The organism is Candidatus Sulfotelmatobacter sp. (assembly GCA_035504415.1).
Taxonomy (GTDB): domain Bacteria; phylum Vulcanimicrobiota; class Vulcanimicrobiia; order Vulcanimicrobiales; family Vulcanimicrobiaceae; genus Vulcanimicrobium.
Genome location: DATJRY010000005.1, coordinates 180,832 through 196,422 on the forward strand (window position 1 = coordinate 180,832; position 15,591 = coordinate 196,422).

15 protein-coding genes are annotated in these 15,591 nt (G+C 71.4%); 3 read left to right on the forward strand and 12 right to left on the reverse strand.

Translation table 11 applies throughout. The features are described 5' to 3' along the window. Positions 1-57: 57 nt before the first annotated feature. Complete coding sequence (locus VMD91_02210) at positions 58-2,022, reverse strand: oligopeptide transporter, OPT family (GenBank protein ID HTW82864.1); 1,965 nt, start codon at positions 2,020-2,022, stop codon at positions 58-60. Positions 2,023-2,065: 43 nt separating this feature from the next. Beyond that, on the reverse strand, positions 2,066-3,034 hold the full coding sequence (locus tag VMD91_02215) for a 2-dehydropantoate 2-reductase (GenBank protein ID HTW82865.1): 969 nt from the start codon (positions 3,032-3,034) through the stop codon (positions 2,066-2,068). Between the two features lie 84 nt (positions 3,035-3,118). On the opposite strand from VMD91_02215, the gene VMD91_02220 reads away from it, so the two are divergent. Continuing rightward, positions 3,119-3,769, forward strand: a complete 651-nt coding sequence (locus VMD91_02220; GenBank protein HTW82866.1) for an FMN-binding negative transcriptional regulator — start codon at positions 3,119-3,121, stop codon at positions 3,767-3,769. Positions 3,770-3,772: 3 nt separating this feature from the next. Here the strand turns inward: VMD91_02220 and VMD91_02225 are convergent, their stop codons facing one another. Further along, positions 3,773-4,903: an FAD-dependent monooxygenase gene (locus VMD91_02225; protein HTW82867.1), complete on the reverse strand. Its 1,131-nt coding sequence runs from the start codon at positions 4,901-4,903 to the stop codon at positions 3,773-3,775. 36 nt (positions 4,904-4,939) lie between these two features. Continuing rightward, complete coding sequence (locus tag VMD91_02230) at positions 4,940-6,673, reverse strand: serine hydrolase (protein HTW82868.1); 1,734 nt, start codon at positions 6,671-6,673, stop codon at positions 4,940-4,942. Here VMD91_02230 and VMD91_02235 point away from each other — a divergent pair. Then, positions 6,672-7,106 (forward strand): winged helix-turn-helix domain-containing protein, encoded by a 435-nt coding sequence (locus VMD91_02235; GenBank protein ID HTW82869.1) that lies wholly within the window; start codon positions 6,672-6,674, stop codon positions 7,104-7,106. The two genes, VMD91_02230 and VMD91_02235, sit on opposite strands and share 2 nt — an antisense overlap. Before the next feature lie 11 nt (positions 7,107-7,117). Continuing rightward, the gene (locus tag VMD91_02240; GenBank protein HTW82870.1) at positions 7,118-8,137 is read left to right on the forward strand and encodes a tetratricopeptide repeat protein; all 1,020 of its coding nucleotides are present in this window, start codon (positions 7,118-7,120) and stop codon (positions 8,135-8,137) included. A gap of 5 nt (positions 8,138-8,142) precedes the next feature. On the opposite strand, the gene VMD91_02245 is transcribed toward VMD91_02240, so the two are convergent. From VMD91_02245 to VMD91_02280, 8 genes are read right to left on the reverse strand one after another with little or no spacing between them, the layout of a single operon-like run. Beyond that, positions 8,143-9,657, reverse strand: coding sequence for an AMP-binding protein (locus VMD91_02245; protein HTW82871.1), 1,515 nt, complete (start codon positions 9,655-9,657; stop codon positions 8,143-8,145). 10 nt (positions 9,658-9,667) lie between these two features. After that, positions 9,668-10,081, reverse strand: coding sequence for a Zn-ribbon domain-containing OB-fold protein (locus VMD91_02250; protein HTW82872.1), 414 nt, complete (start codon positions 10,079-10,081; stop codon positions 9,668-9,670). Continuing rightward, positions 10,078-11,253, reverse strand: coding sequence for a thiolase family protein (locus VMD91_02255; GenBank protein ID HTW82873.1), 1,176 nt, complete (start codon positions 11,251-11,253; stop codon positions 10,078-10,080). Before VMD91_02255 ends, VMD91_02250 begins: the two co-directional genes overlap by 4 nt. Continuing rightward, a complete protein-coding gene (locus VMD91_02260; protein ID HTW82874.1) occupies positions 11,250-12,053 on the reverse strand; it encodes an enoyl-CoA hydratase/isomerase family protein in 804 nt (267 codons plus the stop codon). The genes VMD91_02255 and VMD91_02260 overlap by 4 nt, the downstream gene beginning before the upstream one ends. Positions 12,054-12,062: 9 nt before the next feature. Further along, positions 12,063-12,815 (reverse strand): ABC transporter ATP-binding protein, encoded by a 753-nt coding sequence (locus VMD91_02265; protein ID HTW82875.1) that lies wholly within the window; start codon positions 12,813-12,815, stop codon positions 12,063-12,065. Next, positions 12,812-13,639, reverse strand: coding sequence for an ABC transporter permease subunit (locus VMD91_02270; GenBank protein HTW82876.1), 828 nt, complete (start codon positions 13,637-13,639; stop codon positions 12,812-12,814). Before VMD91_02270 ends, VMD91_02265 begins: the two co-directional genes overlap by 4 nt. Further along, complete coding sequence (locus tag VMD91_02275) at positions 13,614-14,606, reverse strand: hypothetical protein (protein ID HTW82877.1); 993 nt, start codon at positions 14,604-14,606, stop codon at positions 13,614-13,616. The genes VMD91_02270 and VMD91_02275 overlap by 26 nt, the downstream gene beginning before the upstream one ends. A gap of 31 nt (positions 14,607-14,637) precedes the next feature. Next, positions 14,638-15,405 carry an IclR family transcriptional regulator gene (locus VMD91_02280; GenBank protein ID HTW82878.1) on the reverse strand — a complete coding sequence of 256 codons (768 nt, stop codon included), beginning with the start codon at positions 15,403-15,405 and terminating at the stop codon, positions 14,638-14,640. Positions 15,406-15,591 lie beyond the last annotated feature (186 nt).

Here is a 15,591-nt window from a genome sequence, read left to right on the forward strand (position 1 = left end):
CCGTACTTCCGCGTACCTGCGAGCCACCTCTGCAAGTAGCGCCGGAGTACGGTTAGACTACGGCGCCTCGATCGTCCCGTTCGCGCGCCGCGCCATGCCGCCGACCCAGCGGTACAACGCGACCACCACGATCGCGAACACGATCGTCCCCAGCCAGTTCGCGACCGGTTGGAACGAATCGCCCACCAGCGCCAGCGGCGCTTCCTTCCGCGTGACCACGATCAGTCCGGCCAGCACCACGCCGAACAGGCTCTCGCCGACGATCAGCCCCGACGCCAGCAGCACGCCCAACCGCTGCCCGGCCTCGCCGAATCCGCTGCGCGTGACCCAGCGCTCGTATGCGCGCCCCACCAGCGCGCCCAGCACGATCGGGGTGATCGTCGCGGCCGGCAGATAGATGCCCAGCCCCACCGCCAGCGGCGGGAGGCGCATGCGATGGAACAGTCCCAGCGTCTGATCGAGCGCGATCATCACGACGCCCAGCAGCGCGCCGATGCCGATCATCCCCCAATCGATCTGCCCCTCGATCACGCCCTTGGCCAGCGCCGAGATCAGCGTCGCCTGCGGCGCCGGCAGCGCGTGCGGACCGGTGAAACCGTAGGCCGCCTGCAGCAGCCCGAGAATCGGCGGGATGATCGCCGCGCCGACGATGACGCCGATGACGAGCGCCACCTGCTGCCGCCAGGGCGTCGCGTCGACCAGCTGACCGGTCTTGAGGTCCTGCAAGTTGTCGTTGGCGATCGTCGCCACGCACAGCACGACGGCGGTGACGAACAGCGCGAACGCGACCAGCGCCGCGGCGCCGTGCGGATCGGTGCGGTGCGCGACCGCGAGCAGCAGCAGCGCGGCGCCGACGACGGTCAAGATCGCCAGGCCCGAGACCGGGCTGTTCGACGACCCGATCAGTCCCGCCATGTAACCGCACGCCGCGGCGACCAGGAAGCCGGCGATGACGACGTACACGACCGCGCCGATCGTCAGCGGGACGATCAGATCGCCGAGCGCGCCGCCGGCCAAGAAGCTCACCAGCAGCGCGGCCAGCGGCAGCACCATCACCAGGCTGACCAGCGCGACGGTACCGATCGGAATGTCTTGCTCGGTGCGCGGCAAGTCGGCGCCCTCGCCGGCCGCGACGCGGCGCGCGGTCGCGAGCGCCGACGCGACGCCGCGCGTCACCGGACCGGCCAGCTTCGCCAGCGCCCAGATGGCGGCGATACCGATCTCGCCCGCGCCGATGAAGCGTACTTGGTGGCGCCAGACGCCGACGGCGATCGTCGCCGCGTCGCCGACCGCCGGGTGCAGCGCGGTCAGGATCGGGGTCGCCGCGCCCCAGGCGATGACGACGCCGACCAGCATCGCGACGCCGACCGAGAGTCCGACCAGATGGCCGACGCCGAGCAGCGCCAGCGAGTATTGGATGCCGTTGCCGGTCGCGACCGCGCCGGCGCGAAAGAAGCCGTCGATCTCGCCCGCCACGACCTGCGTCGCCGTCGCGGCCGCGAAGCCGGCCGACGCGATCGCGCCCCAGACGACCGACCACAGCCCGGCGCGGTTCTCCGCCGCGGCACCCTCGGAGCTGCCGACGCGCAGCACCTCCGCCGCGGCGACGCCTTCGGGATACGGTAAGTCGCTCTCGACCACCAGCGCGCGGCGCAGCGGGACCGAGTACATCACGCCCAGCACGCCGCCGATCGCGCACACGCCGAACGACTGCCAGAACGGGAAGCCGGTCCACCACCCGACCATCACCAGCCCGGGCAAGACGAAGATGATCGACGAGAGCGTGCCCGCCGCCGACGCGATCGTCTGCACGATGTTGTTCTCGTAGATCGTCGCGTTGCGCAGCCAGCGCAGCACCGCCATCGAGATCACCGCCGCCGGAATCGACGAGGCGAAGGTCAGGCCGACTTTCAGCCCGAGGTAGACGTTGGCGGCCGTGAAGACGAGCGTGATCGCGGCACCCAGAACGATCCCGCGCCACGTGAGCTCGGCTCCCCGGCCCAAACCGGCCTGGGAACGCATCCCGGCCTCTGCGCCGCCCCCGACGGGTGCCCCTTCGCCCGCCTCAGCGGGTGCGGAGCGAGGCGTTCACCAGCGACGCCAAACCGTAGACCGCCGAGCTGAACGGGACCGCGACCCCGCAGCGCTCGCCCAACTCGACGACCGCCCCAAGCAGCGGATCGAGCTCGAGCGGACGGCCCGCTTCGAGGTCCTGCAGCATCGAGGTCTTGGTGTCGTCGCGCGGGCTCTGCGCGATGCGACGCTCGACGTCGACCGCCGGCTCGTCGCCGAGCGCGCTCGCGACCGCGAGGCACTCGCTCATGACGGCGCGCGCGAGCTGCAACGCGCGCGGCTGCGCCATGATCGTGCCCATCGTCGAACGCGTCAGCGCGCTGATCGGGTTGAAGGCGGCGTTGCCGAGCAGCTTCGCCCACACCTCGCGCCGCGGCTCGTCGCTCGTCTCGGCGCGAAAACCCGCCCGCGCCAAGACCTCGGCAACCGGCGCGAGCAGCTCGTCGCCGGCCGGTGCGGCCGCGCCGAGCACGATGCGATCGCCGTGCGTGTGGCGCACCACTCCCGGCTCCGGTACCGTCGCCGCGATGTAGAGCGAGGCCGCCAGCACGCGCTCGACCGGAATCGCGCGCGCGAGCGCACCGCGGGGATCGACCGACGCGAGCTGCCAGCCGCCGGCGCGGGGATGGCCGAGCGTGTACCACCACGGGATGCCGTTCTGCATCGAGACGATCGTCGTCGCCGGGCCGCTCATCGCCGCGATCGCGGGCAGCGCGTCGCGCAGCTGGTGCGCCTTCACGCTCAGCACCAGCACGTCGACGACCCCGATCCGCGCCGGATCGCTCTCGACGGCGACCTCGGCCGCGGTCGACCCCGAGCCGTCGCGCAGCGTCAGACCGCGTTCGCGCAGCACGTCGGCCTGCGTGGCGCGCGCCAGCAGGACGACCTCCTTGTGCGCCATCGCCAGCCGCGCTCCGACGTACGTGCCGATCGCGCCGGCGCCGACGATCCCCCACCGCATCGGGTGGGGAGTCGTGCCGACGATCGCCGTCCTCCTGCCGCGAGCGGGCGGGGACGGCAGGCCGGGCGCCGGAACACCAGCCACATGTACGTGCCGAAGCACTTCGCCGAGCAGGACGCGACGCTGCTGCGCGAGGCGATCGCACGCTATCCGCTCGCGACGCTCGTCACCGCGTACGAGGCGGCGCCGGTCGCGAACCACCTGCCGATGCTGGTCGACCCGGAGCGGCCCGACGTGCTGTTGTGCCACGTCGCCCGCGCCAACGCGCTGTGGCGCACCGTCGACCAACGAAGCGAGGCGCTCGCGATCTTCACCGGTCCCGACGCCTACGTCTCGCCCGCGTTCTATCCCGCCAAACGCGAGCACGGCCGCGTCGTGCCGACGTGGAACTACATCGCCGTCCACGTCTACGGCACGCTGCACGTGCTCGACGACCTCGCGGCGACGCGACGCATCGTCACGCTGCTGACGGACGCGCACGAGGCGCCGCGGGCGCAGCCCTGGCACGTCGACGACGCGCCCGAGACGTTCGTCGAACAGCAGCTCGGCGCCATCGTCGGCCTCGAGCTGCACGTCGCGCGCGCGATCGGGAAATGGAAGCTGGGCCAGAACCGTTCGACCGCGGACCGGCTGGGCGTCGAGGATGCGCTCTCGGCCTCCGATCGCCCGAGCGACCGCGCGACCGCCGACGCGATGGCCGAGCGTGCGGCGCGCGATGCGAAGCCGGCGGACTGACGCCTAGGAGTCGCGCACCCGCGCCGTCCGCAGCAGATCACGGGTCGCGTCCATGCTGACCTGAACCTGTTCGCGGTCCTCGTCCAAGCGCGCCGTCTGGTAGCGTCGCAGCGCGCGCGCGCCGGCGGCGCCCCGCACGCCGCCTTCGTCGTCGACGTACGTCGCGATGGCCAGCGCGTCGAGCAGCCCGGTTATCAAGCCCGCTCCGACCATCGGCGAGGAGACGTGCGCGGCATCGCCGAGCATCGCGACGCGCCCGCTCGCGAGACGTTCGGGAAGATACTCCGCCAGCGGCGTCCCGAAGGCGACGTTTCGATCGAGTGCCGCCACGATCGCCGCGGCAGCCGGCGTACCGGGCCAGCGCGCCGGCGCGATCGCGCGCAGCTCGGCGCGCAGCGTGTCGTCGAGCGTCACCGAGCTGCGCACCTCGTCGCCGACCAGCAAGCCGCGCTCGCGCAGCCACGCCGTCCGGCTGCCGTCGTACCACGCGAAGGTGATCTGGCGCGATCCGGGCGCCGTCTCGCCGTGTGGTCCGGGGACGTGATAGGCGACCAGGCGCGCCGTCTCGGGAATCGGTTGGCGGCCGCCGCCGAGCTGGCGCGCGCGCCACATCGCTTCCGGCAGCCACGCCTCGTGCGGCAGACCGCGCCACAGCACGAAGCCGCCGTAGCGCGCGTGCTGACGGGCCGGATCGACGGCGGCGCGCACGACGCTGCGATAGCCGTCGGCGCCCAGCACGACGTCCGCCTCGAACGTCGTGCCGTCGAGGGTGCGGGCGACGGCGCGCTGCGCGCCGTCGCGCACCTCGACCACCCGCCGACCCGCGTGAATCTCGATGCCCGGCGTGCGCGCGACGACGGCCAGCAGCCAGCTCCGGATCGCGTACCAGGTCGAGGTCTCGCGCGAGGTGCGGATGACCGGCATCGCCGGAACGAGCTCGCTGGTGCGCGGGTCGACGCCGGCGAGTCGCGCGTACAGGTCGCGCTCGACGCCGAGCCCCGCACCCCCGCGCTCGTCGCCGACCGTCTGCTCGAGCACGGTCACGGCGATGCCGCGCCGCGCGAGCGCGATCGCGAGCGGCAAGCCGACCAGCGACCCGCCGACGACGATCGCGGCACCCCGATTTGCCGGCACGCCGACGACTATGCGGCCGCTGCCGCGATCACCTGGCTACGGTGCGCTCGCGGCGAGGATGTCCTGGGCGATGAGGTCGCGAAACCGCTTCCAGACCGGATACTGCATGTAGTTCGCCGCGGTGACGAGCACGACCAGATCGAGCTGCGGCACGACCTCGAGCAGCTGGCCGCCGTTCCCGCCGGCTTCGTAACTGCGATAGGTGCGACGCCCGACGCGCAGCGTCAGCCGATGCCAAGAGTACCCGTAGTCGCCCGGCGTCTGCAGGCTCGCATGCGGGCGCAGCGCGTCGGTCACCCACGCGTGCGGGAGCAGCCGCACACCGTGCCACCTCCCGCCGTCGAGGAAGAGTTGGCCGAGCTTGAGGAAGTCGCGCGGAAGCAGATACTCGCCGCCGCCCAGATACATCGTCCCGGTCGGCGTGATCGGGATGTAGTAGCGGCCGAACTGCAACGGCCGCGCGATCGTTCGATCGAACCACAGCGGCAGCCAGACGGCGGTCGCGTGCGAGACGACGCCGCCGACCAGATTGATCCCCTCGCTGCAGTAGACGGCGCGCACGCCGGGCGCGCTTGCCATCGGCAGGTCGAGCATGTAGCGGTACCAGTCGGGCTGGCCGGCTTGGCTCTGCACGACGCCTTCGTTGCCCGGCGACGCGTCGTCGTTGTCATCGCAGCGCAAGCCGCTCGACATGTCGAGGACGTCGCCGAGCGTGATGTGCGCCTTGCGCGGATCGGGGTGCCGCAGCGCGCCGAACCGGTAGAACGGCAGGATCGGCGTATCGGCGCGCAGAGCAGCGCCATGCGCGATCGCCGTCCCGACCAACGCCGCATCGAAGCTCTTACCGGCCGAACGCAAATCGTGCGGACGATCGGCGGAGAAGCCGTCGAAATACGCGTCGACGACCAACCGGCCGTGGCGCGCGACCAGCAGCCCTTGGATCACCGGCGCGCGCAGCGAGTCGTCGGGGGTGCGCAGGATGTGGTCGAGCAGCGCCTCGACGGGCGCCGGCCGCATTCCGACTTGCGCCAAGGTCCCGACCGGCCAGCCGTCCGCGCGCGGCAGCGGCCGCTCGTAGGCGAGGTGCGAGCGCATCGGCGTGCGCGGAAAGAACCCGCTCGCCGCGCTCGGCGCGACGCGCGTGAAGATCGCCGGTGGATACGGCGCGATCGTCAGCGCGATCGTTTGCGTCGCCGGATCGTAGGCACCGGCGAAGCCGCCGTGGGCTCCGGTGAAGCGGAGCGTCGTGCCGTCGAGCCGCGCCGACGCGAAGCTCGGCCCGAAGTTCGCCAGCGGATCGCGGACGAAACCGCGCAGTCCGCCCTGCGGCCCCGGTTGCAAGACGAGGTAGAGCTCGAGACGCGAGGGGAGCGTGACGACCTGGCCGACCCAGGTGTCCGGCTCCCGCAGCCGCAGATCGGCCGGCGAGCCGTAGCGGTTCCCGAACGTCGCTCCCGCGGGCTGGATCCAGAACGCGCGCATCGAGGCACCGGGGCTCACCGGAGCGTGCAGCTCGCCGAACCCGGCGGGAAAGCGGAACGTTCGGATGGTGCCGGCCGTCCTGCCGGTCGCCTCGAGGCCGTCGATGCTCGCCGTCCAGCGTCCCGCATGCGCTCGCACGACGAGCTCGCCGTCGACCGGCGGACCGACGGTTCCCACCGCACGCCACAGCCCGGCGAGCGCGCGCGAGCCGTCGACGCCTTGCGCGCCGGCGGCGACCGCGGCGAACGGCAGGGCCGCCGTCAGCAACAACGAGAGTACGGATCGCATGACTCCATCGTGGCGAACGAGCGGCGGCGCGTCTTCACGGATCTCTCACGGCGAGCGCGTCTATCGCATCGGAGCCCTCTCCCTCGACGCCGATCGGCTCGTCGTGTTGGCGAACGGCACACCGGTCGCGCTGGCGCCGAAGGCGGTTGCAACGCTTGCGTTGCTCGTCGAGCGCGCCGGTACGCCGGTCGCCAAAGACGAGTTCCTCGACACGATCTGGAGCGACGCCGACGTCGGCGAGGCGACGCTGGCGCAGAACGTCTACCTGTTGCGGCGCACGTTGCGGCTGCACGGTTTGGACGGTGCCATCCGTACGCTCCGCGCCGCGGGTACGTCTTTACCGCACCGGTCGCGCGCGACGCGTCGCCGCCGGCGTCACGTCGGCCGGCACCGCCGGCGGCTCCGGCGCGGCGGTGGCCGACCCTCGCGCTGACACTGCTCGCGTTGCTGGTGATGGGCGGCGGCGGCCCGGCGCCGGTACGCGGCACGCCCGCTCGGGCGAGCGCGCTCGCGCCGGAAGCCGATCGCCTGTACCGGTTGGGTCGCTACTATTGGCAGTTGCGAACGCTCGAGGGGATGACGCGCAGCATCGGCTACTTCCGCGCCGTCGTCGCCGCCGCACCGGACGACGTGCTCGGCTTCGCCGGGCTGGCCGATGCGTACGCGGAGCTGGCGGAGTATCGCTGCGACGGCGGGCCGCCGTGCGCTCGCGAAACGGCGCTGGCGGCCCGCTATGCCGCCGCGGCGCTGACCCGCGATCCGAACGCTGCCGCCGCGCTGACCTCGCAAGCACGGATCATCGATCTCGCCGACGGCGATCCCGACCGTGCCGACGCGTGGTACCGACGCGCGATCGCCGCCGACCCGCGCTACGCGATCGCCCACGAATGGCGCGGGCTCGAACTGCTCTCCCGGGGACGGCTGACCGCGGCGCGCGCGGAGCTGACGCACGCCGCGCAGCTCGAACCGGTCGCGACCGTGATCTATGCCGGGCTCGCGCGTGCTGCGTTCTACCAGCGCGACTACCGCGTCGCGCTCGCGTACGCGCGCGAAGCGATCGCCCTCAATCCGCGCCGCGTCGAGTCGCTCGTGGTGATCGGCCTCGCGTCCGAGGAGCTTGGCCGGGCGAGTGCGGCGCGGACGGCGTTTCGTCGCCTCGCCGCCGTCGACGCGGACGTGCCCGACGAGCGCGCGCTCGAAGCGGCGTTGTCGGTGCGCGCCGGACGCCGGACGCCGGGGCTGCGCGCGCTCGACGCGATCGTGCGCAGCCACCCGCGGGGCGACTATGCGCTGCTCGATGCCGCGCTGGGCTACGTCGCCGCCGGCCGGCCCGCGACCGCGCTGCGGCTGCTACCGCGCGTGCGCTTCGGCTACGGTCTCTCGCGCACGTGGCTCGCGCTCGATCCGCGGCTCGACCCGGTGCGGCGCGATCGCCGGTTCGCGTCCTGGACGCGTGCGGACTGAAGACGCTACGCGCGCGCAGCCGTGCGTGCGCGCAGCTCGGTCTTGATCACCTTGCCCACGCTGGTGCGGGGCAGCGCGTCGACGAACGTGATCGTGCGTGGCTTCTTGTAGCCCGCGATCAGCGTGCGGCAGTGCTCGATCAGCGCCGCCTCGTCGGCCCGGGCGCCCGGCGCCAGCTCGACGAACGCGGCGACCGCTTCGCCGTACACCGCGTCGGGGACGCCGATCACGGCCGCGTCGGCGACGGCCGGGTGCGCGAGCAGCGCGCGCTCGACTTCCTTCGAATAGATGTTCAGGCCGCCGCTGAGGATCATGTCCTTCTTGCGGTCGACGACGTAGAGGTAGCCCGCGTCGTCGAAGCGGCCCAGATCGCCCGTGTGCAGCCAGCCGTCGCGCAGCGTCTGCGCCGTCTCCTCGGGACGCCCGTAGTAGGCGCGCATCGCAAGGCCCGTGCCGGGCTCGCCGCAGCGCACGATGATCTCGCCGACCTTGCCGGCCGGGACGTCGGCGCCGGCCTCGTCGATCAGCCGAATCTCGACGCCCACCGTCGGGCGCCCGACCGAGCCCGCGTGCGCGACCTGCTCGTGCGGCAGCAGCGTGGTGATGCTGCCGGCCTCGGTCATCGCCAAGAACGAGTACAGCTGCAGCCGCGGCAGCGCGCGCAGCAGCTTCTCCTTGACCGCGATCGGGAACGCCTCGCCGGTCGCCAGCACCACGCGCAGGGTCGCGCAGCGCGACGCGTCGCGCTCGAGCTCGGGGAGCAGCAGCCGCGCGATGGTCGGCACGATCCCGGCCACGGTGATGCGTTCGCGCGCGATCGTCTCGAGGACGTCGGCGGCGTCGAAGCGCGGCATCACCACCAGCGTCGCGCCCAAGCTGACCGCGTTGAGCAGCCGTGCGATCGCGGTGCGGTGCGCCAGCGGCGTCGTCACCAAAATGCGGTCCGCCTCGCTCAGACGCCAATCGACGTCGTTGATGAACGCCATCACGACCAGGTTGGCATGGGTGACGATCGCGCCTTTGGGCGCGCCGGTCGTCCCGGAGGTGTAGCAGATCAGCGCGTCGTCGAGCTCGCCGGGGATCGGCGGCAGCGGCTCCTCGCCGCCTTCGGCGACCAGGTCGTCGAGACCGCGCGCCGGATCGCAGGCCAGCCAGATCGTCGTGCCCGTCCCGATCGCCAGCGCGACGGTGGCCGCGTGCGAGGGCGCGCCGAGCGCCACCAACGGCGCGCAGTCGGCGATCACGTGCGCCAGCTCGTGCGCCGTCAGCCGGACGTTGACCGGCACGACGATCGCCCCGCACTTGACGACGGCATAGAACGCCTCGACCCACGCCGGCCCGTTGTCGAGCACGACCAGCACGCGCTCGCCCGGGCCGACGCCGCGCCGCCGCAGCGCCCGTGCCGCGGCATCGGTGCGCGCGTGCAGCGCGCCGTAGCTCAGGCGGAGATCGCCGCACACGACCGCTTCGCGCTCGGGATGGCGCAGCGCCATCCCCGCTAGGAAGCTGCCGATCTTCATCGCGCGGCGCTCACTCCGCGGGGACGAAGACCGGGTAGTGCTGGTCGGCGAGCTGCTCGAAGGCCACTCGCACCCGCATCCCGATCCGCACCTGCTCGGGCGGGACGTCGATGACGCGCGCGATGATCCGCACGCCCTCGTCGAGCTGCACGGTCGCCACCGCGTACGGCACGAGCGGCGCGAAGTCGGGCGGCGCGACGCGCGCGATCGTGCACGCGAAGACCTCGCCCGTCCCCTTCACCGCGCGCCATTCGAGGTTACGGCTGCCGGTGTAGATGCTGACCGGACGCGGATAGTGCTGGAAGCGGCCGCTGTCGCGGCAGAACTGCAGCACCAGCTTCCCCTCGCGGGCACCGTCCCAGAACGGCTGCGAGTCGACGTAGGTGCCGATCTTCGGCGCGCGCCGCGCTTTGGGCTCGCTCATCGTGACGTCTCCAGGATCAGCACGTTGCTGACCGACCAATTGCGCGCGTAGGGGATGACGCCGATCCCGGTGACCATCGCGTTGCGCGGGTCGGGGACTTGGCGTTCGCCGGCCTCGCCGAACAGCTGGCGCACTGCCTCGACCAGGTTGAGGCCGCCGCTGGCCAAGCCCGGCTGACCGCACGAGATCTGTCCGCCGCCGGTGTTGAGCGGCAACGTGCCGGTCGGCGAAAGGTCGGTCTCGAGCACGTAGCGCGAACCCTCGCCGCGCGCGCAGAAACCGATCTGCTCGAGCTGCAGCAGCACCGCGATGGTGAAGTCGTCGTACGGCTGGAACATCCGCACGTCGGCGTGCGTCATCCCGGCCTGCGCCAGCGCGCGCGGACCGACGCGAGTGAAGCCGCTCTCGGTCACGTCGGCTTCGGGCTCCGTGCCGAGGTGGTTCGTCAGCTCGGCGTAACCGACCGGGAACGCGCGCTGCCGCAGCCCCAGCCGGTCGGCGTTCTCCACGCTCGTCACCAGCACGGCGTTGGCCCCGTCGGCCCACATCACCGAGTCCAGCAGCCGCAGCGGATCGAAGACCATCCGCGAGGCGCGATAGTCGTCGAGCGTGAGCGGCTTACGCAGCTTGCCGCACGCGTTCTCGTTGCGCAGCGCGCCCGCGCGCTGCGTGATCGCGATCTTGCCCAGCGCGTCGGGATCGAGCGCGTGGTCGCGCACGTAGCGGCTCATCATGAGCCCGAACATCCCCGGCGGTCCTTGGATCCCGGTCGGGTCCTGGAACTCGTCCTTGTAGGCGGCGTAGTTCGCGGCCCAGTGCGTGCTGGGCGCGTCGCCGCCGATGACCAGCGCCGTCGTGCACAGGCCGTCGCGGATCGCGCCCGCCGCGCGGGCGACGCCGCCGATGCTCGAGGCGCCGCCGAGTCCGCCCAGCTGCAGCCAGGTCGGGCTCAAGCCCAGCGCGTCGGCCATGTAGACGGCGTAGAACGGGTTGGCGGCTTCGCTCAGCGCGACGGCGACGTTCATTCCGTCGATCTCGCGCTTGTCGATGCCGGTGCGTTCGAGCAGCTGCGCGAGCGCTTCGCCGCACAGGTCGTAGGCGCTGCGGCCCGTCTTGACGTCGATCTTCGTCTCGGCGTAGCCGACGATCGCGATGTCGCGTGCCACGCTCATTGGCCCTTGAACGCGGGCGTGCGCTTTTCGCGGAAGGCCGCCAGGCCTTCGTCGCGATCGTCGGTGAGGTAGAGGAAGAACGACGCGTCGCCTTCGTACGCCATCCCGTTGGCCAGCGAGAGGTCGGCGCCGCGCTCGATCGCGAGCTTGCTCATCATGACCGAGATCGGCGCGCCGGCGGCGATCGTCTCGGCCAGCTCGCGCGCTTTGGTCATCGCTTCGCCGGCGGGCGCGACGTGGTTGACGATGCGGTACCCCAGCGCGTCCTGCGCGGAGAGCCGGCGCCCGGTCCAGATCAGCTCCTTCGCCAGCGGCTTGCCGACCAGCCGCGCCAGCGTCTGCGTTCCGCCGCCGCCCGGCATCATCCCCAGCTTGACTTCGGGCAGGCCGAACGTCGCCCGTTCGCCGGCGACGATGAAGTCGGCGCACAGCGCCAGCTCGAAGCCGCCGCCCAGCGCGTAGCCTTCGACGACCGCGATGACCGGCTTGCTGTACTCGGGCAGTGCGCGGAACAGCTGGCCGGTCTTGCGCACGCGGCGGCGTTTGCGGTAGAAGTCGAACTTCTCGCGCGGCCCGATCGCGAACTCGCTGGTGTCGATCCCGGTGCAGAACGCCTTGTCGGTCCCCGACAACAGCACCGCGGCGATCGCGCGATCGCTCTCCGCGTCGGCCAACAGCTCGAGGATCTCCGCGGCGGTCTGCTCGCGGATCGCGTTCATCTTCTCGGGGCGCTGGATCTGGATCTCCAGCCAACGCTCCCTCCGCACGACGACGACGTCCTGCGGATCGGTGGTACTCACGGTGGTGGTTTACTCCTGACGGGACGAGATCGCGTCGCCGAGCATCGCGGCCGCGATGCGGTCGACGAGCGCGCGCGGATCGGGGTGATCGGCCGGACGCAGCTCGAGCACGACGTGCGCCGGAGCCGCGAGGACGACGACGCGGTCGGCCATCTCGATCGCGTCCTCGATGCGGTGGGTGATGAACAGGCACGTCTTGCCCAGGTCGTGGACGAGCGCGCGGAAGTCGCGGCGCAGCTCCGCCGAGGTCACCTGGTCGAGCTGGCTGAACGACTCGTCGAGCAGCACGATCTCGGGATCGACGGCCAGCGCGCGCGCCAGCGAGACGCGCTGCCGCATCCCGCCCGACAGCTCGTGCGGATACTTCTCCTCGGCGCCGGTCATCTTCACCCGGGCCAGCCACGTGCGCGCGCGCTCGAGCGCCTGCGTACGCGGCGTGCCGCCGATCTGCAAGCCCAGCGCGACGTTCTCGAGCGTCGTGCGCCACGGCAACAGCCGGTCGGTCTGGAAGCTGATGGCGAGCTTGCCGCGCAGCGCGCGAAACTCGCGGAACGGATCGCAGCCCGCCACCAGCGCGTGGCCGGACGATGGTGCCAGCGCGCCGAGGATGACGTTGATCGCGGTGCTCTTGCCGGCGCCGGTCCGCCCGACCAGCGCGACGATCTCGCCGCGCTCGACGATCAGGCTCAGGTTCTCGACCGCCGTCACCCCGTTGAAGCTGCAGGTGACGCGATCGAGCACGATCTCGGGCTGCACGCTCATCGCACGGCCACCTCGCCGCGCCAGTGCAAGAGCCGTCGCTCGATCGCACCGATCAGGGCCTGCAGGATCAGATTGAACGCGACCAGCAGCACGGTCCACGCCAGGATGTCGTCCATCTCGAAGGCCGACTCGGCGACGGCCATCTTCGCGCCGATGCCCACCGCCGCGCCGATCAGCTCGGCAAAGACCACCATGCGAATCGCGTAGCCGATCGCCGACTTGGTCGTCAGGATGACGTACGGGATCAGGTGCGGGAAGAGCAGGTAGCGAAACGTCTGCAACGGCCTGGGCCGAAAGCTCTCGACCATCTCGAGCAGCTCTTTGGGCAACGCCTGCAGTCCGTCGTAGACGTTGATCGCGTAGAATGGCAGTATGATCAAGAACAGGATGAAAAAGATCCGCTCTTCCGTGTTCCGGAACCAGAAGACGGCGATCAGCATCCACGAGAGCGCCGGGACGCCGGTGACGACGACCAGCAGCACGCGGATATACGGCCGCAGCCAGGTCGCACCCAGCATCACGACGCCCAGCGCCGAGCCGACGACCAGCGAAGCGAGCACCGCGGCGAACAGACGCAGCAGCGTCGCGACGACGTCGCCGGTATCGTGGGTCAGCTCGTTCCAGAGCGCGCGCAGGATGACCAGCGGCGCCGGCATGATGTAGGCCGGCACGAAGAAGCTGGCGATCTGAATCGCGGCGACGATCGCGACGATGACGACCACGCCGGCGATCGCGTCGGCGCGCTGCCCGCGCCCGCGCGCGCCGCGTGCCGGCGCGTCGACCGCGCCGACGCCGAGCTCAGCGGACGGCGAAGAAACCATCATCCAGCTTGCGCGGGAGCTGTCCGTTCTTGAGCAGGTACGCGGCGGCCGTGGCGACGTTCTTGCGGCCCTCGGGATCACTCATCGGCCACGCTTCGAAGGTGAAGCGCCCGGCCGAGAAGCCCAGCTTGAGCGCCGCCGGCGGAATGTCCATCTTGGGCGCCGAGTCGGCGATGGCCGCATCTTGATTGGTTGTGATCCAATGGATCGCGTCGGCGAACGCGGCGGCGACCTTGCCGCCGATGCCCGGGGCCGCGTCGAGCGCCGGCTTGCGCCCGGCCAGCCCGAAGAACGGCATCGGCGAACCCAGGTGGCGCCGGAAGTCCTCGCCGGCATCGTAGATGACGCGCAGCGACGGGTCACGCGCGATCCCCACGCTGACGCTGGGCTCCCACGAGACCGCCGCGTCGGCGCGGTTGGCAGAGACCAGCGTGACCGCGGTCGCCGGACTCTCGACGTTCTGCACCGTCGCGTCGTGTTCGAGGTCGACGTGATGGAAGTCGCGCAGCGCGGCCGCCGCCAGCCGGTACGTCCCCGACGAGAGGACGCCGGCGACCGTCTTGCCTTTCAATTCTTCGGGATTCGCCGGGCCGTGCGCGCCCGCGACGACGCTGACCATCCCGGCCGTCGTCAGCGTCGCCAGCAGCGCGACCGGCGCGCCGGCGAGATAACGCTGCGCGAACGCGTCCCAGCCGCCGATCGCGATGTCGGTCGTGCCGGCGATGAAGTCGTTGTAGTACGCGCTCAGCGAGGGCTGAATGCCCAGCACGTCGAGCTGGAAGCCGTGCTTGACGTCGAAGTGGTTGCGCAGCACCGCGTCGTTGAGGATGACGCCGAACCCGGTCGAGAGCGTCTGGCACTTGACGTGCGGGAGGTCGGCGGCCCGCGCGATCCGGGGGACGGCGATCGCCGTGCCGGCCAGAGCGGCTCCTCCCGCGATGAACGTTGCGCGACCGATGCTCGTGCTCATGCCTTCGTCTCCTTTGTTGGTCTATCGGCCCTTATGCGCCGAGCGCTTCGCGGCGCCGGTGGCCGCCGAAGATCGGCGGCAGGTCGATCGGTGCCGCGGCGATCCGGTGCAGCACGGGCAGGATGCGATCGCGCACTTCGGCCGGCGCGAACGAGGCGGTCGGGCCGACCGCGTTGAGGGCGGCGACGACGCGGCCTTCCGCATCGCGCAGCGGCACCGCCGCGCTGGCGATCCCGGTCTCGATCATCCGCAGCGCGACCGCATAGCCGTCGCGGCGCACCTGCGCGAGATCGGTCAGCAGCGTCGGCAGATCGGCGATCGTGTTCTCGGTATAGACGGCGAACGCGCCCTCACCGTAGAGCGCGCGCACGCGCGCTTCGGGCAAGTGCGCCAGCAAGACGCGGCCGATCGCCGTCGCGTGCGCCGGCAGCGCCGAGCCGGCATGGACTTCGAACGGCAGCAGCTGGCGCACCGCGCTGCGCGCGACGTGCACGACGACGCGCCCTTCGAGGATGCCGACGTTGGCGGTGTGGCCCAGCTCGTCGGAGACGAGCGTGACCCGCGCTTGCAGATCGGGATCGTTGAGCGCGGTGCGCACCTTGGCGCCGACCCACATCAGCTTCGGTCCCGCTCGATACACCTTGGTCTCGGGATTGAACGAGAGGTACTCGAGCGCCGTCCAGGTCTGCAAGATGCGGTGCGCGACCGAGTGCCCGAGGCCCAGGCGGCGCTGCACGTCGCGCAGCGTGAGTGCTCCCTCACCGACCAGCAGCTCGAGGACCTCGGCCGAGCGGCCCACGGTCCGTAATTGCTCGTCGTTCTTCCCGTTTCTCGGGAAGCTTTTCCCGTTTTCCACCTGCATCCGACTGTACGGCAACGCGTTGCGCCGGTCAACGCTCGCGGCGGACCGTTTCTCCAAGCGAAACCAAGCCCCAGTCCACGGGGAGGCTTGGATTTAGATTTTCCTCAGACAAGGATTAGGACT